We start from the raw sequence: 24,098 nt of genomic DNA, 5'->3' as shown, positions 1-24,098 counted from the left end.
CGTTCGGTGGTTTTGGCGAAAGGGAAACACCCGGTCCCATCCCGAACCCGGAAGTTAAGCCTTTCAGCGCCGATGGTACTGCATGGGAGACTGTGTGGGAGAGTAGGACACCGCCGGACTTACTTTAGGAAGGCCCCACCCGTGACGGGTGGGGCCTTCCGCATTTCCGGGGGATGCGATGAGTCCCGCACGGGGTACAGGTCTGTTCTGGTGACCGTCGCAGAGCACTGCCCGGCACGAGACTCAGCGGAGGACGTCATGACGACCACCCCGGACCCTACGGCGGCGGAGCCGCCCGGCCGCCCGCCCGTCGTCGATCTGGCCACCTGGCAGGCGCAGCGGGACGAACTGCTGACCCGGGAGAAGGCGCACACCAGGGAAGGCGATGCGATCGCGGCGGCTCGCCGCCGGCTGCCGATGGTGGAGTTCGACGGGTCGGTCGAGGTCGTCGGCCCGCAGGGCCCGGTGCCGTTCCTCGACCTGTTCCAGGGACGCGACGAGCTGATCGTCTACAAGCACATGTGGCACGACGGCGCCCCCCACCAGGGCCAGTGCGAAGGCTGCACCACTGTGGCCTGGAACCTGAGGGACGCCCTTTACCTCAACGCGCGCGGCGTCTCCTTCGCGATCGTTACCTCGGGCCGGTGGCCGGAAGTGGCGTCCTTCGTCGACTTCATGGGCTACACGCAGCCCTGGTACTCGGTGCGCGGCCTGGACGCGCCCGTCGGCGGCACCATGGGCGACCTGACGTCCTTCCTCCGCGACGGCGACCGCACCTTCCTCACCTACTCCACCACCGGCCGCGGCATCGAGCCCGCCAACGGCACCTTCGGCCTCCTCGACATGACCCCCTACGGCCGCGCCGAAGCCTGGGAGGACAATCCCGCCGGCCGCCCCGAGGGCGACCACCCCTGCTGGTACTGGCGCTCCGACGCCACCGGCCACGCCACCTGGGGCCCCACCAGCCGCCCCGTCCCCCAGTGGACCCGCCCCGACGCGGCCCCCGCCCAGACCCTCGGCCGCCAGGACGATTCTCACTGACCGCGCCGTCACCCGATCGAGTGCTCGCCGCCGCCCCCGGGCTCACTACAGAATGGCCCCACCCGTGACGGGTGGGGCCATTCGCGTTTCCGCACGTCCTGCGCGGTCACTCGAAGTCGACGCCTCCGCTGAGCGGGTACCAGGGCGCGGGGCACCACCCCTTCGCGACGCTGCCGGGTCCGGCGGTGGCCCAGTCTCCGTAGACGGTCGACTTCGGTTGGGGCCAGACGCCGGTGCGGCTGCACGTCATCTTGGCGCGGTAGCGACCGTCACCCTGCTCGCAGCGCACCGAGAACCCACCGATCCAGCTGAACGTGCACCCGGACGGCTGCGCCTGCGCGGCCGGCGCCCCCAGTGCGGCGAAGCCGCCGCTCCCGAGCACCGCGGCGGCCAGGACGCCCCCGACCCGCTGCGTCCACCGCGTCCGACCCGCACTCGCCGCGTTCATACGTCCTCCTCGTCGTCGGTGCCCCTTGCCGGGCGGTCCCCAGCATGCCGCCACGCACGTCCCGGCCGCCTGTGACGAGCGTCCTCGCCGTGCGAGCCCCCGCATGGGACGTCCCGGCGGCGCGGCCGGGACGGCGGCGAGCGGACATCGTTCGACCGTCCGGCGAGTGGCGGACGTGAACAGACCGCTACGCGCGTGAGCATGGGGACATGAACACACCGAAGCCGTTCCGCGTGGACATTCCGCAGGCCGATCTGGACGAACTGAACGCCCGGCTGGCCGCCACCAGGTGGCCCGGGCAGGTGCCCGGTGCCGAGTGGGACTACGGCGTCGAGGAGTCGTATCTCACCGAGCTGGTCGAGTACTGGCGGAGCGGGTACGACTGGCGGGCGCAGGAGGCCCGGCTGAACGAGGTGCCGCAGTTCACCACGACGATCGACGGGCAGAACGTCCACTTCCTGCACGCGCGGTCGCCCGAGCCGGACGCGCTGCCGCTGGTCCTGACGCACGGCTGGCCGAGCACCGTAGCCGACTTCCTCGACATCCTCGGGCCGCTCACCGACCCGCGCGCCCACGGCGGCGACCCGCGCGACGCGTTCCACGTGGTGGCGCCGTCGGTGCCCGGGTTCGCGTTCTCGGGGCCGACCGCCGAGCGCGGGTGGGGCACCGACCGGATCGCCCGCGCGTGGGCCGCGCTGATGGACGGTCTCGGGTACGAGCGGTACGGGTCGCAGGGCGGCGACTTCGGCAGCATCGTCGGCCCGGCGCTCGGACGGCTCGCGCCGGAGCGGGTCGTCGGCGTGCACGTCAACGCGCTGGCGGACGCGGCCGTCCCCACCGGCCCGGGCGACGAGGATGCGCTGGACGAGGCCGACCGGGCGCGGGCGGAGGAGAACGGGTACTGGTGGCAGGGCCGGTCGGCGTACGCGATGCAGCACGCGACCCGTCCGCAGACGCTCGCGTACGCGCTCAACGACTCTCCGGCGGGCCAGCTCGCCTGGAACCTGGAGTGGTTCGTCGACTTCGACCCGACGAGCACCGGCCACACGCCGCCGTCGCGCGACGCGGTCCTCACCGACGCGACGATCTTCTGGCTGACGGGCACGGCGGGTTCGGCGGCGCGGCTGTACGCGGACGCGGGCGAGGAGACGTGGGGATCGCGGCCGGAGCCGTCCGGGGTGCCGACGGGCGTCGCGAACTTCTACGGTGACCGGGCGATCCGCGCGCTCGCCGAGATCAGCAACGACGTCACGCACTGGTCGACCTACGACACCGGCGGGCATTTCGCCTCACTCCAGGCTCCGGACCTGCTCGTGTCCGACGTCCGGACGTTCTTCCGCGACCTGCGGTGACGACCGGCCGGTAAGCCCGGTGGCGCGCGGCTTGACTCGTTAGGGTGAGGCTCCATGACCGAGCGTTACCGTACCCCCGTCGAGGTCCACGTCATCCTTGAGCGCGGCGACGAGATCCTGCTGCTGGAACATCGCGACACCGGTCCGTACGACGGCTGGCTGCGCGCCCCGTCCGGGCCGCTCGGGCGGGGCCGCCGCCTGGACCTGACCGCCGTCCGCGACGTCTGCGGGCCGCTCGGCGTCCGCGTCGAGCCGGACGACCTGCGGCTGGTGTCGGTGGTCCACCAGCGCGAGGCCGACGACGCCCGGGTGGCGGTGTTCTTCGCGGGCGGGCTCTGGTCGGGTGAGCCGGTCTCGGCGTGCTGGGCCGATCCGCTGGAGCCGCCGCGGCGGCTGCTGCCGTGCGCGGCGGCGGGGGTCGCGGCGTACGTGCGGGGGGAGCCGCTGGCCACGGCGGGATGGTCGTCAACCATGGGTTGACGATCTGCCATCGTCAACCTAGAGTTGACGCATGACCTCCAACGTACGTCTCGATGACCTCATCGCCGCCGTCAAGAAGGCCCGCACCGACCCGCTCGACCAGCTCAGCGACGCCGTCCTCGCCGCCGAACACCTCGGCGAGGTCGCTGATCACCTCATCGGGCACTTCGTCGACCAGGCGCGTCGCTCCGGCGCGTCCTGGACGGAGATCGGCACGAGCATGGGCGTCAGCAAGCAGGCCGCCCAGAAGCGGTTCGTGGCCAAGCCCGACCTGGACCCGCAGCAGGGGTTCAGCCGGTTCACGCCGCGCGCCCGCGCGACCGTGATGGCCGCGCAGACCGAGGCCCGCGCCGCCGGGAACGCCGTGATCACCCCCGGCCATCTCGTGCTCGGCCTGCTGTCCGAGCCCGACGCCATCGCCGGCCGGGCGATCCGCGCGCAGGACGTGCTGCTGGACGCCGTCCGCCAGGCGGTCGTGCCGACCCTGCCCGCCGCCGACGACGACGTGCCCGACCTCGTCCCCTACGACGCGGACGCCCGCAAGGCCCTGGAACTGACCTTCCGCGAGGCCCTGCGGCTCGGCCACAACTACGTCGGCACCGAGCACGTCCTGCTCGCCCTCCTCGAACAGGAGAACGGCGACGGCCCCCTGCACGGCGTCGGCCTCGACAAGAGCACCGCCGAGGACTACATCGTCGAGACCGTGGCCGCCCTGGCCCGGGAACACGCCCGCGCCCAGGAGGCCGAGGACGCTTGAACGTCCTGGCCCCGCCGTGCACGGGCGCGGCGGGGCCGGGCGTCAGGCTCGGCGGGCGCGGAGGGCGTCCTTGGTGCGGTCGATGACCGAGGCCACGGGGCCCGCGACGAGGTTCGCCACGCCGGATTCCACGCCCGGGTGCGGGCGTGTGGGCGCCGTCGCCTCGGCCGCGCGTACCGCGGCGGCCAGCGCGCGGCGTTCTTCCGGGGTCGTCGCGGCGCGCAGGCGGGGGAACTCCTCGTCCTCCTCGTGCCGGGCGTGCTCGGTGACGGCGGCGCGCAGCTCGTGCAGGCGTTCCATGAAGCCGGGGCCGTCGGGGCCGAGCGCGTCCAGGGCGGCGAGGATCTCCTTGGCGGACCGTTCCTCGGCCAGCCGGGCGTCGACCGTGGCCTTACCGTCGTCGGCGACGCGGCGGGCGTAGGGGTGGACGACCTCCTCCTCGGCCGTCTCGTGGACGGCGAGCAGGCGCCGCAGCCGGTCGAACGCCCGCTGCCGGTCGCCGCCGGTGGAGGACTGCACGTCGGTGAACGCGTCCTGGATCTCGGCGTGACGCCGCGTCAGCAGGTCGATGACGTCGTTCTCGCTCATACCGTCTCCCTCGGTGGGCTTCGCGTGAAGTGCACAGGTATGCCCCGGCGGCGCCGGGAAACACGCGCGGCACCACGGAGAACCATGCTCACCGCGTGACCTGCGAAAACCCTAACGCTCCGGGGGTCAGATCTCCCCGCCGGACAGGACCGCGTCGGCGTCGGCGATGCGGTAGGCGTAGCCCTGTTCGGCCAGGAAGCGCTGGCGGTGGGCGGCGTAGTCCTGGTCGAGGGTGTCGCGGGCGACGACCGCGTAGAAGCGGGCGCCCGCGCCGGACGCCTTGGGCCGCAGCAGCCGGCCGAGGCGCTGCGCCTCCTCCTGGCGGGAGCCGTAGGCGCCCGACACCTGGATCGCGACGGTCGCCTCGGGCAGGTCGATGGAGAAGTTCGCGACCTTCGACACGACCAGCACCTTGACCTCGCCCGCCCGGAACGCGGCGAAGAGCCGTTCGCGTTCCTTGATGCGCGTCTCACCCTTGATGACGGGTGCGTCCAGCAGGATGCCGAGGTCGTCCAGTTGGTCGATGTACTGGCCGATGACGAGGATCTGTTCGCCTTCGTGCCGCTTCACCAGGGTTTCGACCAGGCGGGTCTTGGTGTCGGTCGTCGCGCAGTAGCGGTAGCGCTCCTCGGGCTCGGCCGTCGCGTAGGCGAGGCGTTCGGCGTCGGTGAGCGTCACGCGGACCTCGACGCAGTCGGCGGGGGCGATCCAGCCCTGCGACTCCATGTCCTTCCACGGCGCGTCGTAGCGCTTGGGGCCGATGAGGGAGAAGACGTCGCCCTCGCGGTCGTCCTCGCGGACGAGCGTCGCGGTGAGGCCGAGGCGGCGGCGGGCCTGGAGGTCGGCCGTCATGCGGAAGATCGGCGCGGGCAGCAGGTGCACCTCGTCGTAGACGACGAGGCCCCAGTCGCGGGCGTCGAACAATTCGAGGTGCTGGTAGGCGCCCTTCCGGCGCGTCGTCATGATCTGGTACGTCGCGATCGTGACGGGGCGGATCTCCTTCTTGGAGCCGCTGTACTCGCCGATCTCGTCCTCGGTCAGCGACGTGCGGCGGATCAGTTCCTGCTTCCACTGGTGCGCCGACACGGTGTTGGTGACGAGGATCAGCGTCGTGGCGCGGGCGTGCGCCATGGCCGCCGCGCCGACGATCGTCTTGCCCGACCCGCACGGCAGCACGACGACGCCGGACCCGCCGTGCCAGAACGCGTCGGCGGCGTCGCGCTGGTAGGAGCGCAGCTCCCAGCCGTCCTGCGCGAGGTCGATGGGGTGGGCTTCGCCGTCGACGTATCCGGCCTGGTCCTCGGCGGGCCAGCCGAGCTTGAGCAGCGCCTGCTTGAGGGCGCCGCGCTCGCTGGGGTGGACGGCGACGGTGTCGTCGCCGTGCCGGTCCCCGATCATTCCCTTGACCTTCTTGGCGCGCAGCACCTCCTCCAGCACCGACCGGTCGGACGAGACGAGCACGAGCCCGTGCGCGGGGTGCTTCTCCAGCCGCAGCCGCCCGTACCGGGCCATCGTGTCCGCCACGTCGACGAGCAGCGCGTGCGGCACGGGGTACCGGGAGTACTTGATCAGCGTGTCGACGACCTGCTCGGCGTCGTGCCCGGCGGCCCGCGCGTTCCACAGCGCGAGCGGCGTCACCCGGTAGGTGTGGATGTGCTCGGGGGCGCGCTCCAACTCCGCGAACGGCGCGATGTCCTTGCGGCACTCGCCCGCGAGCGCGTGGTCGACCTCCAGCAGCAGCGTCTTGTCGGACTGGACGATCAGCGGTCCATCGGTCACGTGGCAGCACCCTCCACCCGGAGCCGTAAAGAGAGGACGGGAACACGCACGCTACCCGGCGCCGCAACCCGCATACGTCCAACAGCAGAACCCGCCCGAGTCTTCCCGTTACCGCAGCGCGCCGAGGCGGTCGCGCAGCAGGACGCGTTCGGGTTCGTTGTGGCAGCGGGCGAGGGCGCGTTCGAGGGCGGCGCGGGCCTCGGTCGGGCGGTCGAGGCGGGTGAGGAGTTCGGCGTGGACGGCGGGGAGGTGGTGGGACGTGGGGAGGGCGTCGTCGCGGATGAGGGCTTCTACGAGGGGGAGGGCGGTTGCCGGCCCTTCGGACATCGACAGGGCTACCGCGTGGTTGAGGGTGACGACCGGGGACGGGGTCAGGTGGTTCAGGGCCTCGTAGAGGCGGACTATGCGGGGCCAGTCGGTTGCTTCTACCGAGGGGGCCAGGGCGTGGCATTCGGCTATGGACGCCTGGAGGGCGTAGGGGCCGAGGCCCGGGGCGGTGTGGGTGGCTCGGGTCAGGGCGGCGCGGCCTCGGGTGATGGCCGCGTGGTCCCAGCGGCGGCGGTCCTGGTCGTGCAGGAGGACGGGGGTTCCGTCGGGCGCCAGCCGGGCCGGGAAGCGGGCCGACGTCAGTTCCAGCAGGGCCAGCAGGCCGTGGGTCTCCGCTGACTCGGGGACGAGGCGGGCCAGGACGCGGGCGAGGCGGGTGGCCTCGCCCGCGAGGTCGACGCGGATGAGGGCGTCGCCGGAGCTGGCCGTCGAACCCTCCGTGAAGATCACGTACAGGACGTTCAGCACCGAACCCAACCGGGCCGGACGTTCCGCCGCGGGCGGCACCGCGAACGGGACGCGGGCCGCCGCGAGCGTCTTCTTCGCCCGGGTGATGCGGGCCTGCACCGTCGCGGTCGGGACGAGGAACGCCCGCGCGATCTCGTCGCTGGACAGGCCGCCGACGACGCGCAGCGTCAGCGCCACCCGCGCCTCGCGCGACAGCGCGGGGTGGCAGGCGACGAACATGAGCGCGAGCACGTCGTCGTCGATCGCGTCCGGGTCCCAGGGCAGGTCGGCGGACGGGCCGGGCGGCGGGCCGCCCGTGGCGGCGCCGCCCTCGCCCAGGTCGCGGGCGAAGGCGGCGTACCGGTCGTCCAGGGCGGAGCGGCGGCGGAACGCGTCGATGGCGCGGCGGCGGCCGACGGTCAGCAGCCAGCCCGCCGGGTGGCGGGGCACGCCGTCGCGCGGCCACGTCACCAGCGCCTCGGCCAGCGCCTCCTGCGCCAGGTCCTCGGCGAGGGAGACGTCGCCGGTGTAGCGGGCGAGCGCGCCGACGATCCGCGCCGACTCGATGCGCCACACGGCGGCGACGGCCTCCCGGCCCGAGGATGCGGACGTCATCGCTCAGAGCTGCCCGGTGGCCTCGCGCCAGTCCCGCTCCCGGCGGATGTACTCGTTGTCCTGCGGGAACTCGTCGATCGTGGGGACGCGGCGGATCTCGGTCTTGAACCCGGCCCCGGACGCCGGGAGGCGCCGCGCCCACTCGACGGCCTCCTCCTTGGACGCCACGTTGAGGATGTAGAAGCCGCCGAACAGCTCCTTGGTCTCGCCGTAGGGGCCGTCGGTGACGATGGGCGGCTCGGCGGAGTGGTCGACGACGACGCCCTCGGCCGGGTCCTCCAGGCCCTCGGCGGCGAGCAGGACGCCGGCGCGCATCAGCTCGTCGTTGAACCGGCCCACCCGCTCCAGCATCGTGTTCATGTCGGTCTCGGCCATCCTCGCGTACGCCTCGTCCGTCGCGCGCATGATCAGCATGTACTTCATCGTCGGCTCCCTGCCGTGTGCGGGTCCTTTGTGGACCCTCTCCCCCCGAGGTCGAACGGGACGCGGCCGGGATCGACACCGTGTGAGAAGTTTTTCTCAGTCGATGTAGCCGTAATAGTCGAGCGTGGCCATGACGGCGACGAACGCCACGCCGAGGACGAACGACACGGCCAGGATGACCCAGCTCCACCGCGTCAGCGACCGCGCCGACGACGGGTCGGTGGACGACCGCGAGAGCGCCAGCGCCGACGTCACCAGCGACCCGATCGCGAACACGTTGCAGCACATCGCCAGCGACACGGCCGACACGACGAGCGCCGCGATCGTCGAGGGCCGCGCCGACGACGACGCCGGGGGCGGATGGCCCGGGTACTGCCCGTAGGGGTCGTGCGGGTTCTGCCAGCCGGGGGGCGGGCCGCTCATGGGGAGCTCCATGGGGGTAGCGGGCGGGACGACGGTGATACGTGAGACGGCGCCGTCAGTCCGACAGTTCGGACACGCCGGTGATGCGGTGCAGCGCGAACCGGTGGACGGCCGCGCGCGTCGCGTCGTAGCCGGTGAGGAAGCCGCCGTCGACCCGGACGGGCTCCACGATGCGGCTCGACGCCTGCCCCTGCTGGTCGAGGTACCCGATCCACACGCGGCTGCCGCGTTCCACGGCGACGCGCAGCCGCTCGACCGTCGCCATCGCGGGGGAGCGCGGCGGCTCGCCGGACGGCGCCTGCGCCGCCCCGTACGCGGCGGCCTCGTCGCCCGCGCGCAGCGCCCGGACGGCCGCGCCGATCATCATGTCGTCGGCGGGTCCGCCCGGACGCCGCCGGACGATCTCGGCGGTCGGCGCGGGCTCGGCGCGGTGCGCGTCCCGCCGAGTGATGATCACGCCGCCGCCGGGGGCCTCCGCGACCGGGGCCAGGCCCATCGCGCGCAGCCCGTCCAGCAGGTCGGTGCGGCCCAGCGACGACGCCAGCACGTTCGGCGCCAGCCGGAACAGGCGCAGCGCCTCGGACCGGCGGTCCGCGAGGATCTCGTCCAGCGTCGCCGGGGTGTCGGTGCGGGCGTAGGACGTCAGCGACCCGACGCGGAGCTGCCCGTGCCGCCGGGCGACGTCCTCGATGAGGTAGGTGAGCGGCTGCGGCAGCGGCGTCGCGGAGTGCCGGCCGAGCAGGTCGACCAGGTCGGACGCGGTGCGGCCCGCGTCCAGCGCCCGCCGCACCGACGTCGGGGTGAACCGGTAGACGGTCGCGGCGCCGGTGGACTCGACGTCGGCGGCCAGCGCCATCTCGCGGCCGAGTTCGGTGACCAGCGGGCCGGGTGCGACGGCCGTCAGGTCGGCCTGGATGAGGATGCGGTCGACGGGCGCGGGCAGGTGCTTGTCGAGCAGCGGTTCGGGGTCGTCGCCCGCCAGCAGCGCCCGCCCGAACGGCGACAGCTCGCCGTAGCCGGTGACGCCGAGGACGGCGGCCTCGCGGAGCGTCCAGTCGATCATGCGGTCGCGGAACGGCCCGCTGCGGCGGGGACGCCGCCACGCCAGCCGGGCGCGGACGGCGCCGGGTCCGGCGGCGAGGCCGGGCGGGGCGTCGGCGAGGACGTCCAGCACGGCGCGTCGCACGTCGGGGGCGCCGCCGCGCACGACGGCCTCGCTGAGCGCGTTGACGAGCCGGTCGCGTTCGTCGCGTTCGCCGGACAGGCCGGGGGCGCGTTCGCTGCGCAGCCAGCCGCGCGCCAGCTCGCGCCAGCGGCCCGCGATGTCGCGCATGAGCCACAGGTCGTAGGCGGGGGTCGGCACCCATTCGCCGTCCAGGTCGCCGCTGCGGGTGAGGAGCCCGGCGGCGTAGGCGATCTCCGCGAGCAGCGCGGCGTGCCACTCCTCGACGTCGAGGTGGAGCGCGGCGGCGCGCAGGTCGCGGACGGCCAGGCCGCCGCTGCGCAGCACCGGGACGGGCTCCAGGCCCCAGCGTTCCAGCAGGTCCGCGACCATCCGCACCGCCGTGTACGCCTCTCCGGCGGCGGCTTGGACGACGCGTCCGGCGTCGGCGGGGCCGGGCTCACCGAGCGGCGGCGGCGCCGGGGTGACGTCGCGGACGACGCGTCCGCCGCGCAGGTGCAGGCCGATCTCGCGGGGGAGGGTGACGGTGCGGTCGTCCTCGGCGGCGAGCAGGCCGCGCGCGAGGAGCCGTTCGACGGGCGACGACGCGGTGTCGATGCGGACGGGGCGGCGGGCGTCCGCGACGCGTCCGGTCGGCGGGCCCCAGGCGAGCTGGTCGAGGGCGGCGCGGGCCTCGGGCCCGGCGTCGTCGATGAGCGGTTCGGGGTCGGCCAGGCGCGCGGCGAGGCGGGCGCGCAGGGCGGCGGCGTCGGTGAAGCCGCGCGGCGGCTCGTCGCCCAGGTCGGTGACGAGCCCGGCGAGCCGGTCGGCGGTGTAGCCCGCGAACGCCTCCGCGATCGGCGGGCCGAGCCCGGCGGGCTGCGGCAGCGCCTGCCGGACGCCCGGCGCCGGGCACGGACCCGGCTCGCCCCAGACGAGCGCCTGCTCGCGCAGCAGCGCCAGTGCGGGCTTCACCTGCGCAAGCGTCGCGCCGAGCCCGGCCGCGACCGTGCGCGGCGACGGGTCGGGCAGCGCGAGGACGGCCTCCAGCACCGCGAGCGTGAACCGGTCGAGCCGGTCCAGGGCGCGGGCGACCGTCGTCGGCGTCGCCGCGCGGGCGGCCAGCGCGGTCAGATCGGCCGGTACGGGACTGATCAGCTCCGGCCGGGCGGACAGCAGCGTGCGCAACGCGGCGTCATCACGCGCGCGCAGCCAGTCCGCATAGCTGTCCATTCCCTCCAGACTAGTCAAGCCCCGGCACGCGTCCGCGCGCAGGCTTGAGGCGCGTCACGAGATGCGCTGCTCCAGGCCGACGAGGCCGAGGCCGAGCCGCGCCCAGCTCTCGACGAAGCGCTTCTCGTCGATGCGGGTGGGCGGCTCGTACATCGACTCGTTGGCGAGCCAGTAGTTCACGACGGCGCCGCCGAGGATGGACGCGACGGCGGGCCAGTCCTCCTCGGACCCGGCGAACTCGGGCTGCGCCGAGAGCCAGGCCGCGATGCCGTCGTAGAGCGGGTTCACGATGCCCTCGCGCATTTCCGCGACGAGGTGCGGGAACTGGTCGAGGTCGCGGAAGAGGACGCGGATGAGGTCCTGTTCCTCGCGCATCTTGGCCAGGCCCGCGTGGCACGTCATCTTGAGCCGGACGTGCAGGGGGCGGTCTTCGAAGACGGCGGCCTGGGCCAGCACCTCGGAGATCTGGCGGCTCGTCCGCTCGATGTGCTCGCGGATCGCGGAGGCCAGCACCTCCTCCTTGGACCGGAAATGCCGGTAAAGGCCGCCCGCGCCCGGGGACAGGCCGGACGCCGCCTCGATCTCGGCGACCGAAGTGGCGGCGTAGCCGCGCTCGGCGAAAAGGCGCAGCGACTCGGCCACGATCCGCTCGCGCGTAGAAGTCGTCATCGTTGTGTGTTCCTCCGCAAGAACACTAAGGCATCGGCGGGCGGCGGCGTCGCCGTGCCGCGCGTTAGGGCGTGCCCGAATTCGTGATCTCGCTCGCTCTGCGGCGGGCGGGGACTACAGTGCTGACCTTCCCGCCGGGGGCGGAGGCGGGCCGGCGAGCGGAGAGGGACCGAATGCCTGTGGCTGCGCGGACCGGGAGCCGGGCGGGCTTCCTTCCGGAGGATTTCGTCGTGCCGACGCTCGTCGCCGGGCTGCGGTTCCGGATTCGCCCCATCACCGTGCACGACGTCGTCAAGGACTACGGCGCCGTGCACGGCAGTCTCGACCGGCTACGCGGCCGGTTCGGGCCCGAGTGGGGCTGGCCCGACGGCGAGTTCACCCTGGAACAGGCCCTCATCGACGTCGCGTGGATGCAGAAGGAAGCGCAGTTGCGGCGGTCGTTCAGCTACGTCGTCACCACGCCCGACGAACTCCACCAGTACGGCCGCATCCAGGTCGCGCCGTGCGACGACGGCGAGTGCGACGCCGTCGTCGTCTTCTGGGTCCGCGACGGCGCCCCGCGCGGGCTGGAGGCCGAGGTGGAGGAGTTCGTCCGGCAGTGGGTGACGACCGCGTGGCCGTTCACGACCGTCCGGTTCCCCGGGCATTCCGGCTGACGTCAGGCGAGCCGCCGCAGGACGCCGACGACCGCGCGGCCCACGATGAGGTAGGCGAGCGCGGCCAGACCGTAATTCACCGCGACCTCGATCTTGGGGTCGGACGGCTGGAACATGTCGCGGAAGATGCCGCACAGGTCGTAGGCCCACTCGCCGATCTGGGCGACGAGGTCGTTGCCGGGGTTGGCCTCGAACGCGACGAACACGATGTGCGCGGCCAGCACGAGGACGGCGAACGTCGTCAGCACCGACACGATCGTCGCGATGGCGCGCACCACGCGGCGGCGGACGTCGCGCGCCCGGGACTCGCGGCGCTGCGAGCGGGCGGCGGTGCGAGTGCCGGTGGCGCGGGTGTCGCCGGTGCGGGTGTCGGTGTCGCGGTCGTGGCCGGTGCGGGTGTCGTCGGGCTCGCGGCCGGGAGCGGTGTCGTGCGCGGCGGCGGAGGCGACCGGCTTGTCGGTGGACACGGCGCCGCTGGGGCGGTCCGGGGCGTCGTCGGCCGGGGTGTCACGGGAGGGGTCGGAACGTTCGGCCATGGTGCGTTTCCTTCGCGTTCGGGGCGTCGGCGGGCCGCTGCCGCGCGCGGTCCGTCCGGTGGGGTGCCGGGGGTCTGCCGTACTGGGCGGCCGAGCACCGGCGCTCCCGGGGGGCGGGATATTCCGGCGACTCTGCCATAACCCTCCTTTACCCTGTGGATCGTGCTCGACCATGTTCCGCAGAGTTTCTCGCCGGCGGGCTGGGCCGTGGGCTTCGACCTGGACCTGACGCTCGCCGACACCCGCGCCGCGATCGCCGCCGTCTACGAGGTGCTGGCCGCCGAGACGGGCGTCGCGATCGACACCGCGCTGGTGCAGACGCGCATCGGCCCGCCGCTGGAGGTCGAGATGGCCTACTGGTACCCGCCCGAGCGCGTTCCGGCCATGGTCGACCGGTACCGGGCGATCTACCCGGACGTCGCGATCCCCGCGACGCTGATGATGCCGGGCGCCGCCGAGGCCGTGGACCGCGTCCGCGCGGCCGGGGGACGGGCCGTCGTCGTGTCGGGCAAGAACCAGGCCGACACCGAGCGGACCGTCCGCTTCCTCGGCCTGCCGGTCGACGCGGTCGTCGGCGGCCTGTTCGGCGCCGACAAGGGCACCGCGCTGCGCGCCCACGGCGCCTCCGCCTACATCGGTGACCACACCGCCGACATCGCCGCCGCCCGCGCCGCCGGAGCGCTGGCCGTCGCCGTCGCCACCGGGCCCTTCCCGGCGGCGGAGCTCACCGCCCACGGCGCCGACGTCGTCCTCGCGGACCTCCGCGAATTCCCCACCTGGCTGGACGCCTTCGTGACCGATCCGGCGATGCGGTCTTTTCCGTCAGAGGGCTCGGGGTAGGAGAAATGGGTAAGCGGTCGCGCGGTGCGGAGAGGTAATCTGCAAGGCCGATCCAGACGAGAATTTGACGAGGTCTCCCGTGCCCACTGGCAAGGTGAAGTGGTACGACGCCGACAAGGGGTTCGGCTTTCTCACCCGTGACGACGGCGGCGAGGTGTTCGTGCACTCCACGGCGCTGCCCGCCGGGGTGACGACGCTGAAGCAGGGGCAGCGGGTCGAGTTCGGGGTCGTCGAGGGGCGGCGCGGGCAGCAGGCGCTGTCGCTGCGAGCGCTGGAGACGCTGCCGTCGGTCGAGCAGACCGTCGCCAAGCAGCGCCGCAAGAAGCCCGACGAGATGGTCCTCATCACCGAAGACCTCATCAAGCTCCTGGACGTCGTCTCCGAGACCTACCGGCGCGGCAAGCACCCCGCCCCCGCCGAGGCCAAAAAGATCGCCACCGTCCTGCGCGCCGTCGCGGACGACCTGGCGGCGCCCTAGCCCGCCGTCTCCGCGGTCTTCGGGGCGCGCCGCAGCGGCGCCGCGCGGATCAGCAGCGTCACCAGGGTCGCGGCCAGGGCGGCGCCGACGACGGCGAGCGCCACCCGGCCGCCCGCCACGATCGACAGGCCGAGCCCGAGCATTCCGCCGAGGACCCAGCCGAGCTGGTGCAGCGTCTCCGACACGGCGAACGTCGAGGACCGGACCTCGTCACCGATGTCGCGCTGCACGATCGCGTCGATCGACAGCTTGCCGAGCGACTGGCCGATCCCGGCCGCCGCCGCGACCAGCAGCGCCGTCCACAGCCCGAACAGGACGGCCGCGACCCCGGCGGCGGCCGTCACCAGCGTCAGCGTCGCGAACACCAGCACGCGCGGCGCCCGCGCCTTCATCGCCGCGCCCAGCGCCGTCCCCGCCAGGCCGCCCGCGCCGCCCGCCGCCGCCAGCAGCGCCAGCGCGACGTCGCCCGACGCCGGGGCCAGGCTGTGCTGGCGCAGCAGGAACGCCAGATAGAGGATGAGGAATCCGGAGAAGGCGCGCAGCGCCAGGCTCGCGTACAGCGCCTCGGAGACGGCCGGGCCGACCCGCGCCAGCGTCCGCCAGTGGCCGCGCGGCGCGCCGTCGGCGCCCTCGGCGGGCGCCTCGTCGGCGTCCGGCACGTCGGTGTGGGCGGGGAGCCGCAGCGTGAACAGGACGCCGACGAAGAACACGGCGGTCGCGACGCGCAGCACCCACGCGCCGTCCGCGACGGCGGCCAGGCCCGCGCCGAGCGGCACGACGACCGCCGCCGTGATCAGCCCGGCGAACGTCGCGCGGGCGTTGGCGGTGACGAGCGTCGTCTCACGCGGCAGCACGCGCGGCGTCACGGCGGCGCGCAGCACCCCGTACGCCTTGGACAGCACCAGCACGCCGAACGCGGCGGGCAGGAACGTCACCTGGTCGCCGTGCACGACGGCGGCGGCCATGCCCCAGCACAGCAGGCCGCGCGCGGCGAACGTCGTGGACATCGCGTAGCGGCGGACGTGCCGCATCCGGTCGAGCAGAGGGCCGATGAGCGGAGCGACCAGGGCGAACGGGGCCATCGTGACGAGCAGGTACAGGGCGACCTGGCCGCGCGCCTGCGCGACGTCCAGGCCGAAGAACAGGGTGCCCGCCAGCGCGACCGTGACGAGCGCGTCGCCCGCCGAGTTCAGCGCCGTCGTCTCCACCAGCGTGCCGAGCCCGCTGCGGCCCGCGTCGCCGCGGTGCGTGAGGTGCCGCGACAGCCGCCCCGCCCGGCGGAACGGCACGCCGAACGCGCGCCCCACACCCGTCGCACGCTCGCGAATCGCCATCCCGGCCCCCTCTTGACGACATTACGTTCCCCTTTCGGCGGGCGGATCACCCTTCGAGGCACGACCCGAGTGCGCGGTCACTTGTTCCGATGGGTGAGAATTGAGGTGTGAGCCCACTGCCGCAGTCCACGTCCGCACGTCGTACCCGCACACCCGCCGTCGACCCGGCCTGCGCGGCGGCCGTCGACCTCGCCCTGGACGCCGCCGAAGACACGGCCTGGCCGTCGGAGGTGGGGGAGCATCTGGGGCTGCGCGCCGAGGGCGACCGGGTCGTCACCCACGGGTTCGCGTGCGTCGACCCCGCCTACGAGGGGTGGTACTGGGCCGTCACCGTGGTGCGCGCGGCGCGCGCGAAGAACGTCACGGTCGACGAATGCGTGCTGCTGCCCGGCGACGACGCCGTCCTCGCGCCACCGTGGATTCCGTGGCTGGAGCGGCTGCGGCCCGGCGACCTCGGCCCCGGCGACCTGCTGCCCACCGCGTCCGACGACGTCCGGCTCGCGCCCGGCTACACCGGCACCGACGACGACTCCGACTTCCAGACGTCCTGGGAGCTCGGGCTCGGGCGCGTCCGCGTGCTGTCGGCGGAAGGGCGGGACGAGGCCGTCGAGCGCTGGTACGACGGCCCGGCCGGGCCCGCGTCGCCGCTCGCGCAGTCGGCGCCCGCGCAGTGCTCGACGTGCGGGTTCTTCTGGCTGCTGGCGGGCGAATTGCGGCAGATCTTCGGCGTCTGCGCCAATGAGTACGCGCCCGACGACGGCCGCGTCGTCTCGGCCGACCACGGATGCGGCGCGCACTCCGAGGCGGTGTCCATTCCCGGCGCGGCCGAGCATGGGCCGCCCATCATCGACGAACTGGGCTACGAGCTGATGCCCGCCGACGAAGGGTGACCGGCGACCCGTTCGGCACGGGCGCGCTCCGTGCCCGGGTGCTGCGCGCCTGGGCCGATTCTCCGGCTCGGTTCCGTGAGGACGCCAACACCGAGGAAGACCACGCGCTCGGGGGATACCGGGATCGGGTGGTGATCGAGCTCGCGCAGAACGCGGCGGATGCGGCGGTGCGCGGTGGTGTTCCGGGGTTCGTGCGGTTCACGCTGTCGGCCGGGGAGCTGACGGCCGCGAACACGGGGGCGGCGTTGACGGCTGCCGGGGTGGAGGCGCTGTCCACGTTGCGCGCTTCGGACAAGCGGGGGGATGGTGCTGCGGTCGGGCGGTTCGGGGTGGGGTTCGCCGCCGTTGTCTCCGTTAGCGATGAGCCGTCGATTGTTTCGGTCGATGGGGTCGGTGCTTCCCCCGGTGTCCGCTGGTCCCGGGCCGACGCCCGCCACCTCGTCACTCAACAACCCGCCCTCGCCGAAGAACTGACCCGCCGCGACGAACACGTCCCCCTGCTCCGCCTCCCCTTCCCGGCCGAAGGCACCGTCCCGCCCGGCTACACCACCCTCGTCCGCCTCCCCTTCCGCGACGCCGCCGCCGCAGCTTCCGTCACCCGCCAGCTCGACGACCTCGGCCCCGCGCTGTTGCTCGCCCTCCCCGCGCTCGAAGCCGTCGAAATCGTCACACCCGACGCAACACGCGTCATCACCCCCGGCGACGCCCGAACCGTCGAAGACCACGGCACGATCCCGCCCGGCCTGCTCGCCGACCGCCCCGTCGAGGAACGCGCCCGCCCGCAGTGGTCCCTCCGCTGGGCCCTGCCCCGCCCGGGCGACGCCCCGCCCGTCCTCCACGCCCCGACCCCCAGCGACGAGCGCCTCGACTTCCCCGCGCTCCTCATCGGCTCGTTCCCCCTGGCGCCCGACCGGCGCCACATCGCCGCCGGTCCGCTCACCGACTTCCTCGCGGACCGCGCCGCCGACCTCTATGTCCGCCTGCTGCGCGCGACGCCGTCCACCCCCGCACTGCTCGACCTGGTCCCGGGCCCGGTCGGCGCGGGCGAGCTGGACGCCGCGATCCGCAGCACCGTCCGCGACCGGCTGCCCGACGCGCCGCTGCTCCCCGGCGGCACGCGCGGACGCGACGCCACCGCCATCGACGGACCCGCCCCGCTCATCGACCTGCTCGGGGAGGACGTCGTCCCGGGGCTGCTGCCGTCCGCGTGGCCCGCGCGGCACCCGGCGCTGGCCGTCCTCGGTGTCCGCCGCCTCGAACTGGCCGACGTCGTCGACGCCCTCGCCGCGCTGGAACGCGACCCCGCCTGGTGGACGACGCTGTACGAGACGCTGCGCGGCGCCCCGTCCGACGCGCTCGGCGCGCTGCCGGTGCCGCTGGCGTCCGGCCGCCTGACGCGCGGCCCGCGCGGCCTGCTCATCGCGGACCACGTCGACCCGGCGGGTCTCGACGTCCTCGGGCTCCGCTTCGTCGATCCCGCCGCCGCGCATCCGCTGCTGCTCCGCCTCGGCGCCGTCGAGGCCGGGCCGCGCGAGGTCCTGGCCGACCCCGCCGTCCGCGCCGCCGTCGAGAACGCCTTCGACGCCGACGACCCCGGCGAGATCACCGCCGCCGTCCTCGGCCTCGTCGCCGCCGCGCGCCTCGACCCCGGCGACCTGCCCTGGCTAGCCGACCTGCCCCTCGAAGCCGACGACGGCGACCTCTACCCGGCGGGCGAACTCCTGCTGCCCGGCAGCCCGCTGCGCGACGTCATGGCCGACGACGCCCCGTTCGGCGTCGTGTCCGCCGACGTCCTGGACCGCTGGGGCGCCGCGACCCTCACCGCCGCCGGCGTCCTGGACGGCTTCGCCCTCGTCACCGCCGAGGACGTCGACCTCATCGGCGTCGCCGACGGCGACACCGGCCTCGACCTGGACGACGAGGACCGCTGGGCCGACCACGTCCTCGACCGTCTCGGCCCCGGCGCGCTGCCGCCGCTCGTCCCCGAGTTCACCGCCGTCCGCGACCTGGAGCTGGTCGACGACTGGCCCGCCGCCCTCCGCCTGCTCGCCGCGCCCCCGCACCGCGCCGCCGTCCTCGACCCCGTGCACGTCACGCAGGACGGCCGCCGCGCCACCGTCGCGTCGTACACGGCGTGGTGGCTGCGCGCCCGTCCCGTCCTGGACGGCCGCCGCCCCGGCGAGTACCGGCTGCCCGACAGCGACCTGGCGGGCCTCTACGACCCGGCCCCCGCCGACCTGGACCCGCGCCTGCTCGCGGCCCTCGGCGTCCGCACCACCCTCGCGGCCCTCCTGGACGACCCGGACGGCCCCGCCGAACTCCTCGCCCGCCTGGCCGACCCGTCCCGCACCGTCCCCCGCGACCACCTGTCCCCGCTGTGGACGGCCCTCGCCGGCCGCGACGTGCCCCCACCCACCCACGTCCGCGCCCTGGTAGACGGCACGCCAGAGATCGTGGACGCCTCAGACGCCCTCATCCTCGACCACCCGGCCCTGATCCCCCTCCTGACGGGCCAGCCCCTGATCGTCGCGTCCTACCCGGAGGCCGAGGCCCTGGCCGAAACCCTCGACCTCCCCCTGGCCTCGGACGAGATCGAAGGCACCGTCACCTCGGAGGGCAAGAAAACCGAAGTCCCCACCCAAGCCCACGCCCTACTCCCGAACGCCCCAAGCACCTACATCCACCACGAACACCTCACCGTCGACCAAACCCCAGTCGACTGGTGGACCACCGACTCAGACCTCCACGCCACAACCCCGTCCGGCCTCGCCCGAGCCCTCACCTGGACCACCGAAACCTGGCACCTCCGCCACCTCCTCACCGCCGCCCTAACAGCCCCCACAACCCTCCCCACCCTCCTCACCGAATCAGACCTGGAGCCGTAGCCGCTGCGGGTCGCGGGTTGTCAGTCCTCTTGGGTGTGGGGGGAGCGGTGGGACTGGAGGCGGGGGACGTACCACATGGCGAAGAGGCCGATGGTCGTGCCCATGGTGCAGACGGCCAGCCACCAGCGGTCCGGGGTGGGGAGGTCGATGATCAGGAGGACCAGTAGGGCTATCGCCCAGGCTGCCGTGCCCACCTGGGCTATGCGGACGTCGTTGGTCGGGAGGGGTGGCGGGTCGGGGAGGCGCGCCTTTTTCATACGGCCAGGTTATCGGCCGTGCGGTCGGGGCGTGGCACCATGGGGGCCGCGATGATCGGGACGACGTTCGTCGCGGGCGGGCGGGGCCGGAATACGGGCCCGCCGTCGTTCGTTAGCAAAAGCAATGACTTCTGCGAAGGACTCCCACCATGCCTCCCGCCCTGGCCGAGGAGCTGCGCATCTCGATCGCGCGGCTCTCCCGGCGGCTGCGCACGCTCCGGCCGTCCGAGGACGACGACGGCGGCTCACTCTCCCTCACGCAGTTCGCCGCGCTCGCGGCGCTCCAGCAGCACCGGGGGATGACCCCGCGAGAGCTGGCGGACCACGAGAAGGTGCAGCCCCCGTCGATGACGCGCGTGATCGCGCACCTGGAGGAACGCGGGCTGGTGACGCGGGCCCCGCACCCGACGGACGGACGCCAGGTCGTGATCACCCCGACCGAGGCGGCCGAGACGCTGCTGGCGGCGCAGCGCCGCCGCAAGGAGGCGTGGCTGGCCCGGCAGCTCGCCCAGCTCACCCCGCAGGAGCGGGAGACGCTGCGCCGCGCGGCACCGATCCTGGACAAGCTCAGCAAAGCCTGACCGAGACGACGAAGCGCGGCGGCATGTTCCGCTCGCTGCGCGTCCCGAACTACCGCAGGTTCGCGCTCGGCCAGGTCGTCTCCAACACCGGCACGTGGATGCAGCGCGTCGCGCAGGACTGGCTCGTCCTCCAGCTCGCGACGAACGGCGGCATCGCGCTCGGCATCACGACGGCGCTCCAGTTCCTCCCGCTGCTGCTGTTCGGCCTGTGGGGCGGCGTCATCGCCGACCGGTACGACAAGCGCCGGCTGCTGATGATCACGCAGGTGTCGATGGGGCTGCTCGCGCTGGTCCTGGGCGTCCTGACGGTCACGGGCGCGGCGCAGGTCTGGCACGTGTACGTGCTGGCGTTCGGGCTCGGCCTCGCCACCGTCGTCGACAACCCGGTGCGGCAGGCGTTCGTCGTGGAGATGGTGGGCCGCGACGACCTGCCCAACGCGATCGCGCTGAACAGCGCCACGTTCAACGGCGCCCGGATGATCGGCCCGGCCGTCGCGGGCGTCCTCATCGCCGCGATCGGGACGGGACCGGTGTTCCTCGTCAACGCGGCGTCGTTCGCGGCCGTCCTGTACGGGCTGTACCGGATGCGGCCGGACGAGCTGAACCCGTCCGAACCGGTCAAGCGCGCCAAGGGCCAGCTCCGCGACGGCCTGCGGTACGTGGCCGGGCGCCGCGACCTGCTGATGACGCTGGTCCTCGTCGGGTTCGTCGCGACGTTCGGGATGAACTTCCAGATCACGATCGCGCTGGTGGCCCGCGAGGTGTTCCACACGGGCGCGTCGTCGTTCGGGCTGGCGTCCAGCATGCTCGCGGTCGGCGCGCTGACCGGCGCGCTGCTGGCGGCGCGCCGGGTGGCGCGGCCCCGGCTGCGGCTGCTGCTCGGCGCGGCGGCGGTGTTCGGCGTGCTGGAGATGGTCACCGGCGTGATGCCGACGTACTGGTCGTTCCTGGCGCTGCTCGTCCCGACGGGCATCGCGCTGATGACGTTCACGACGGCGGCGAACGCGAGCATGCAGCTCGGCGCGGCGCCGGAGTTCCGGGGCCGCGTGATGGGCCTCTACATGTTCGTGTTCATGGGGACGAATCCGCTGGGCGCGCCGGTCGTCGGGTGGATGGCGTCGCACTTCGGGCCGCGCCTGTCGCTGGTGCTCGGCGGGGCGGTGGCGCTGGCGGCGACGCTGACGGTCGCGGCGATCATGGCGCCGCGCGGCGCCGTCCGGGGCGTGCTGCGCCCGGCGCCCGCAACAGGATCTTGACCGCCGGTTGACCGGGCGTTCCGCGTGGACAAGGGGCGTTCCGGCTGCGAGTCTGGAGGGGTGGTGCCCCGATGAGGCTGTTCGTGGCGTTGCTGCCGCCCCCCGAGGTCCTGGACGGTCTGGACGCGTTCATCGACCCGTTCCGCGCCGCGTGGCCGGGCCTGCGCTGGGTCCGCCGCGACCTGCTGCACGTGACGCTCACGTTCCTCGGTGACGTCGACGACCTCACGTTCGACCGCCTGCTGCCCCGCTTGGAACGCGCCATCGCCCGGCATGACCGGATGCGCCTGGCGCTCGTCGGCGGCGGCGCGTTCCCGCTCGGCGGGCAGCACGCCCGCGTCGTCTGGACGGGCGTCTATGGCGACCGCCGCGCCCTGGCGGGCCTCGCCGCCGCGACGAACGCGGCGGGCCGCCGCGCCGGCCTGCCCATCGACACGCACCGCATGTACCGCCCGCACGTGACGCTGGCGCGCACGCGCTCGCCGATCGACGTCCGCCGCCTGCTGGAGCCTTTGACGACGTTCGCGTCCGCGCCGTGGCACGCCGACGCGGTCACGCTCGTCCGCAGCCACCCGCCCACCGAGGCCCACGCCCAGCCGGACTACGAGACCCTGAAGACCTGGTCGCTGCGCTGAACGGGCGTCAGAGTTCGGGCGGCGGGGGAGCGGGGCGGGTCGCGTCCGGCGGGCCCCAGGGGAGGCCGTGCTTCTCGCAGGCGCGGCGCAACGCGATGAGGTCGGGCGGGAAGCCGACCTGGCGCAGCACGCGGCCCGACGGACCCCACACGACGAGGCGGGGGAGGCGGTCGGTGGAGTCGTCGATGCCGACGCCGCCGACGCGGTCGCGGGTGACGTCCCATTCCAGGCGGCCCCGCCGGGTGACGACGGCGACGCCCGCCGACGACACGCGGAGCTGCGCGCGGTTGCGGTCGTAGAGCCAGGCGCCCGCGACGCTCGCCAGCAGTCCCGCCGGGACGGCCCAGCTCGCCGTCAGCGAGAAGCCGCCCAGGTAGGGACCGGCCCACAGCGCCCCGGCCAGCGCGATGATCTGGCCGAGCAGCACCGAGGCGACGTAGGCCGCCGCGCGGGAGCGGCGCGTCGCGTCCAGGGTGACGCCGGGGGCCGTCAGGGACGGCGACAGGCGCGGCTGCTCCGGCTCGGTGAACCCGGCGACGGCCGAGTGGAACGCGGCGTTCAGGTACGCGTCGTACTCGGCGTCGGTGACGGGCAGCCCGGCGGCCTTCGCCGCCTCGCGCAGCTCGGTGCGCGGGATGCGCAGCGCGGACAGCGGCGCGGCGAAGAACTCGTCGCCGTCGGCGTCGTAGAGCCGCACCCAGGCGTGGCCCGCGATGGTCAGCAGCTCGATGCCGCCGACGCGGTCGGGCGGCATCCGCAGCACGACGTCGCCCGCCGCGTCGGCCCAGCCCAGGCCGTCATCGGCGACGACGAGCCGCCCGCCGGGCACCTGCGCGAAGATCTCCGGCAGCCCCTCCAGCCCGTACTCGGGGGTGCGCGGCGCGGGCGCGCCGGGCGTCACGACGTGGTAGCCGTGGTCGTCGAGGGCGTGCACGAGCTGGAACGCGTCCAGGCCGTGCGCGGGGAGCCGGGCGAGCAGTTCGAGCCGGTGCCCGAACACCAGGACGGCCGGGTCGGCGGGGCGCGGCTGGCCGGTCAGCGCGTCCAGTCGCAGGCCGGGCCCGACGACGAGCGCCGCGACCCGCGCGGCGGGCAGTTCGACGGGCGCGCGCGGCCCGGGACGGGTCCGCACCGACAGCCCGTCGGCGGTGATCGTCCAGTGCACCCGCCCGGTCGCCAGCACCCGCCGCCGCGCCACGAGCACGCCGAGGATGGCGGCGAGCGCCCAGCAGCCCGCGGCGAGGCGGGCGCCGAAGTCGGTGGCGTCCTCGGCGGCGATCCGCACGACCATCGCCACGCCCAGCGACGCGACGACGAGCCCGAGCAGCGCGGCGCGGCGTCCGCCGGGCAGCGGCGACGGCGAGGACAGCCGCACCTTGCCGCCGGGCGGCGCGTCGGCCGCGCCGGGGGAGTGGGCGGCCTCCAGCAGCCGCGCCTCCTGGTCGAGGAGCCGCTGTTCGACGGCGTGGTCGGGCGGCAGCGGGCCGAGCGACACCGCGACCTCGCCGCGCCCGGTGGGCGGCGGGTCGTCGACGGCGGGGTCGAGCAGGTCGGCGGTCTCGCCGTCGAGGACCTGGACGGGGATGCCGAGCCGCCGCGCCGTCACGAACAGCGCCAGCGGCTCCATGCCCAGCGAGCGCAGCGTCCCGGCGGGGGTGCGGCCGAACTTGTGGACGACGGTGAGCCCGTCGTCGGCCGTGGTCAGCGCGAGCTGCTCGATGCGCGAGCGCGCGTAGCGGATCTCGCCGGGGCCCCGCGCGGGGACGCGTTCCAGCCCGGCGGGCGAGAGCCGCCAGTACGGCCGCACCCGCGCTCCGACGATCGCGGCGAGGCCCCACGGCAGCGCGACGGCGACGGCGATCAGCGCCGCCCACAGCCACACCGGCCGGATGGGCGACAGCGCGAGCGCCACCGCCAGCAGCGCGAACGGCCCCGCCCCGACCGGACGCCACCGTCCGCCCGAGCCGTGCAGGCCCGCCAGCTCATGCTCCACAGTCGGCATCCTC

At 74.2% G+C, this 24,098-nt stretch carries 24 protein-coding genes and 1 rRNA gene; 13 read left to right on the top strand and 12 right to left on the bottom strand.

Features of this window, described 5'->3' with window-relative positions:
* Positions 1–2 precede the first annotated feature (2 nt).
* Together rrf and C229_RS0116005 are read left to right on the top strand one after the other, a co-directional pair.
* Positions 3–119, top strand: a 5S ribosomal RNA gene (gene rrf / locus C229_RS0116010).
* Between the two features lie 139 nt (positions 120–258).
* Complete coding sequence (locus C229_RS0116005) at positions 259–1,041, top strand: DUF899 family protein (protein ID WP_018656094.1); 783 nt, start codon at positions 259–261, stop codon at positions 1,039–1,041.
* 106 nt (positions 1,042–1,147) lie between these two features.
* On the opposite strand, the gene C229_RS0116000 is transcribed toward C229_RS0116005, so the two are convergent.
* Positions 1,148–1,489, bottom strand: coding sequence for a hypothetical protein (locus C229_RS0116000; RefSeq protein ID WP_018656093.1), 342 nt, complete (start codon positions 1,487–1,489; stop codon positions 1,148–1,150).
* A 209-nt stretch (positions 1,490–1,698) separates the two neighbouring features.
* Here C229_RS0116000 and C229_RS0115995 point away from each other — a divergent pair, with 209 nt between their 5' ends.
* The 3 genes from C229_RS0115995 to C229_RS0115985 are packed head-to-tail and all read left to right on the top strand — an operon-like array spanning position 1,699 to position 4,078.
* Complete coding sequence (locus C229_RS0115995; RefSeq protein WP_018656092.1) at positions 1,699–2,841, top strand: epoxide hydrolase family protein; 1,143 nt, start codon at positions 1,699–1,701, stop codon at positions 2,839–2,841.
* A gap of 54 nt (positions 2,842–2,895) precedes the next feature.
* Complete coding sequence (locus tag C229_RS0115990) at positions 2,896–3,321, top strand: NUDIX hydrolase (RefSeq protein WP_018656091.1); 426 nt, start codon at positions 2,896–2,898, stop codon at positions 3,319–3,321.
* A gap of 31 nt (positions 3,322–3,352) precedes the next feature.
* Positions 3,353–4,078 carry a Clp protease N-terminal domain-containing protein gene (locus tag C229_RS0115985; protein ID WP_018656089.1) on the top strand — a complete coding sequence of 242 codons (726 nt, stop codon included), beginning with the start codon at positions 3,353–3,355 and terminating at the stop codon, positions 4,076–4,078.
* Between the two features lie 42 nt (positions 4,079–4,120).
* Here the strand turns inward: C229_RS0115985 and C229_RS0115980 are convergent, their stop codons facing one another.
* The 7 genes from C229_RS0115980 to C229_RS0115950 all read right to left on the bottom strand — a co-directional run bounded on the left by C229_RS0115980 (position 4,121) and on the right by C229_RS0115950 (position 11,744).
* Positions 4,121–4,666: a hemerythrin domain-containing protein gene (locus tag C229_RS0115980; protein WP_018656087.1), complete on the bottom strand. Its 546-nt coding sequence runs from the start codon at positions 4,664–4,666 to the stop codon at positions 4,121–4,123.
* Positions 4,667–4,792: 126 nt separating this feature from the next.
* The gene (locus C229_RS0115975; protein ID WP_018656085.1) at positions 4,793–6,445 is read right to left on the bottom strand and encodes a DNA repair helicase XPB; all 1,653 of its coding nucleotides are present in this window, start codon (positions 6,443–6,445) and stop codon (positions 4,793–4,795) included.
* A 108-nt stretch (positions 6,446–6,553) separates the two neighbouring features.
* A complete protein-coding gene (locus C229_RS0115970; RefSeq protein ID WP_018656084.1) occupies positions 6,554–7,834 on the bottom strand; it encodes an RNA polymerase sigma factor in 1,281 nt (426 codons plus the stop codon).
* Between the two features lie 3 nt (positions 7,835–7,837).
* On the bottom strand, positions 7,838–8,257 hold the full coding sequence (locus C229_RS0115965; protein ID WP_018656082.1) for a YciI family protein: 420 nt from the start codon (positions 8,255–8,257) through the stop codon (positions 7,838–7,840).
* Between the two features lie 96 nt (positions 8,258–8,353).
* Complete coding sequence (locus C229_RS0115960) at positions 8,354–8,680, bottom strand: hypothetical protein (protein WP_018656080.1); 327 nt, start codon at positions 8,678–8,680, stop codon at positions 8,354–8,356.
* Positions 8,681–8,735: 55 nt separating this feature from the next.
* Complete coding sequence (locus tag C229_RS0115955; protein WP_018656079.1) at positions 8,736–11,075, bottom strand: helicase-associated domain-containing protein; 2,340 nt, start codon at positions 11,073–11,075, stop codon at positions 8,736–8,738.
* A gap of 54 nt (positions 11,076–11,129) precedes the next feature.
* Positions 11,130–11,744, bottom strand: a complete 615-nt coding sequence (locus C229_RS0115950; RefSeq protein WP_026313844.1) for a TetR/AcrR family transcriptional regulator — start codon at positions 11,742–11,744, stop codon at positions 11,130–11,132.
* A 230-nt stretch (positions 11,745–11,974) separates the two neighbouring features.
* Between C229_RS0115950 and C229_RS0115945 the strand changes: the two genes are divergently transcribed.
* The gene (locus tag C229_RS0115945) at positions 11,975–12,400 is read left to right on the top strand and encodes a hypothetical protein (protein WP_018656077.1); all 426 of its coding nucleotides are present in this window, start codon (positions 11,975–11,977) and stop codon (positions 12,398–12,400) included.
* 2 nt (positions 12,401–12,402) lie between these two features.
* On the opposite strand, the gene C229_RS32970 is transcribed toward C229_RS0115945, so the two are convergent.
* Positions 12,403–12,936, bottom strand: a complete 534-nt coding sequence (locus tag C229_RS32970) for a hypothetical protein (protein ID WP_018656076.1) — start codon at positions 12,934–12,936, stop codon at positions 12,403–12,405.
* Between the two features lie 162 nt (positions 12,937–13,098).
* Here C229_RS32970 and C229_RS0115935 point away from each other — a divergent pair, with 162 nt between their 5' ends.
* Both C229_RS0115935 and C229_RS0115930 read left to right on the top strand, forming a co-directional pair.
* Positions 13,099–13,776, top strand: a complete 678-nt coding sequence (locus C229_RS0115935; RefSeq protein WP_155884854.1) for an HAD family hydrolase — start codon at positions 13,099–13,101, stop codon at positions 13,774–13,776.
* 79 nt (positions 13,777–13,855) lie between these two features.
* A complete protein-coding gene (locus C229_RS0115930; protein ID WP_026313843.1) occupies positions 13,856–14,254 on the top strand; it encodes a cold-shock protein in 399 nt (132 codons plus the stop codon).
* Here the strand turns inward: C229_RS0115930 and C229_RS0115925 are convergent.
* A complete protein-coding gene (locus C229_RS0115925) occupies positions 14,251–15,588 on the bottom strand; it encodes an MFS transporter (RefSeq protein ID WP_155884853.1) in 1,338 nt (445 codons plus the stop codon). The genes C229_RS0115930 and C229_RS0115925 overlap by 4 nt on opposite strands.
* Positions 15,589–15,695: 107 nt before the next feature.
* Here C229_RS0115925 and C229_RS0115920 point away from each other — a divergent pair, with 107 nt between their 5' ends.
* Together C229_RS0115920 and C229_RS0115915 are read left to right on the top strand one after the other, a co-directional pair.
* Entirely contained in the window at positions 15,696–16,478 is a 783-nt protein-coding gene (locus tag C229_RS0115920; protein ID WP_018656072.1) for a DUF3027 domain-containing protein, read from the top strand.
* Complete coding sequence (locus C229_RS0115915) at positions 16,475–19,363, top strand: sacsin N-terminal ATP-binding-like domain-containing protein (RefSeq protein WP_018656071.1); 2,889 nt, start codon at positions 16,475–16,477, stop codon at positions 19,361–19,363. The genes C229_RS0115920 and C229_RS0115915 overlap by 4 nt, the downstream gene beginning before the upstream one ends.
* A 20-nt stretch (positions 19,364–19,383) precedes the next feature.
* On the opposite strand, the gene C229_RS0115910 is transcribed toward C229_RS0115915, so the two are convergent.
* Positions 19,384–19,620 carry a DUF2530 domain-containing protein gene (locus tag C229_RS0115910; protein ID WP_018656070.1) on the bottom strand — a complete coding sequence of 79 codons (237 nt, stop codon included), beginning with the start codon at positions 19,618–19,620 and terminating at the stop codon, positions 19,384–19,386.
* A 149-nt stretch (positions 19,621–19,769) separates the two neighbouring features.
* Between C229_RS0115910 and C229_RS0115905 the strand changes: the two genes are divergently transcribed.
* From C229_RS0115905 to thpR, 3 genes are all read left to right on the top strand, one after another.
* Positions 19,770–20,201, top strand: coding sequence for a MarR family winged helix-turn-helix transcriptional regulator (locus tag C229_RS0115905; protein WP_018656069.1), 432 nt, complete (start codon positions 19,770–19,772; stop codon positions 20,199–20,201).
* 23 nt (positions 20,202–20,224) lie between these two features.
* Positions 20,225–21,457 carry an MFS transporter gene (locus tag C229_RS0115900; protein WP_018656068.1) on the top strand — a complete coding sequence of 411 codons (1,233 nt, stop codon included), beginning with the start codon at positions 20,225–20,227 and terminating at the stop codon, positions 21,455–21,457.
* Between the two features lie 71 nt (positions 21,458–21,528).
* Positions 21,529–22,092, top strand: coding sequence for an RNA 2',3'-cyclic phosphodiesterase (thpR, locus tag C229_RS0115895; protein WP_018656067.1), 564 nt, complete (start codon positions 21,529–21,531; stop codon positions 22,090–22,092).
* Positions 22,093–22,099: 7 nt separating this feature from the next.
* Here the strand turns inward: thpR and C229_RS0115890 are convergent, their stop codons facing one another.
* Positions 22,100–24,094, bottom strand: coding sequence for a hypothetical protein (locus tag C229_RS0115890; protein WP_240487289.1), 1,995 nt, complete (start codon positions 24,092–24,094; stop codon positions 22,100–22,102).
* Positions 24,095–24,098 lie beyond the last annotated feature (4 nt).

Origin of the sequence: Actinomadura flavalba DSM 45200 (assembly GCF_000374305.1) — a bacterium.
In the GTDB taxonomy this organism is placed as follows: Bacteria; Actinomycetota; Actinomycetes; order Streptosporangiales; family Streptosporangiaceae; genus Spirillospora; species Spirillospora flavalba.
The sequence above is the reverse complement of the archived record's forward strand: the minus strand, read 5'-3'. Positions and strand labels throughout refer to the sequence as shown.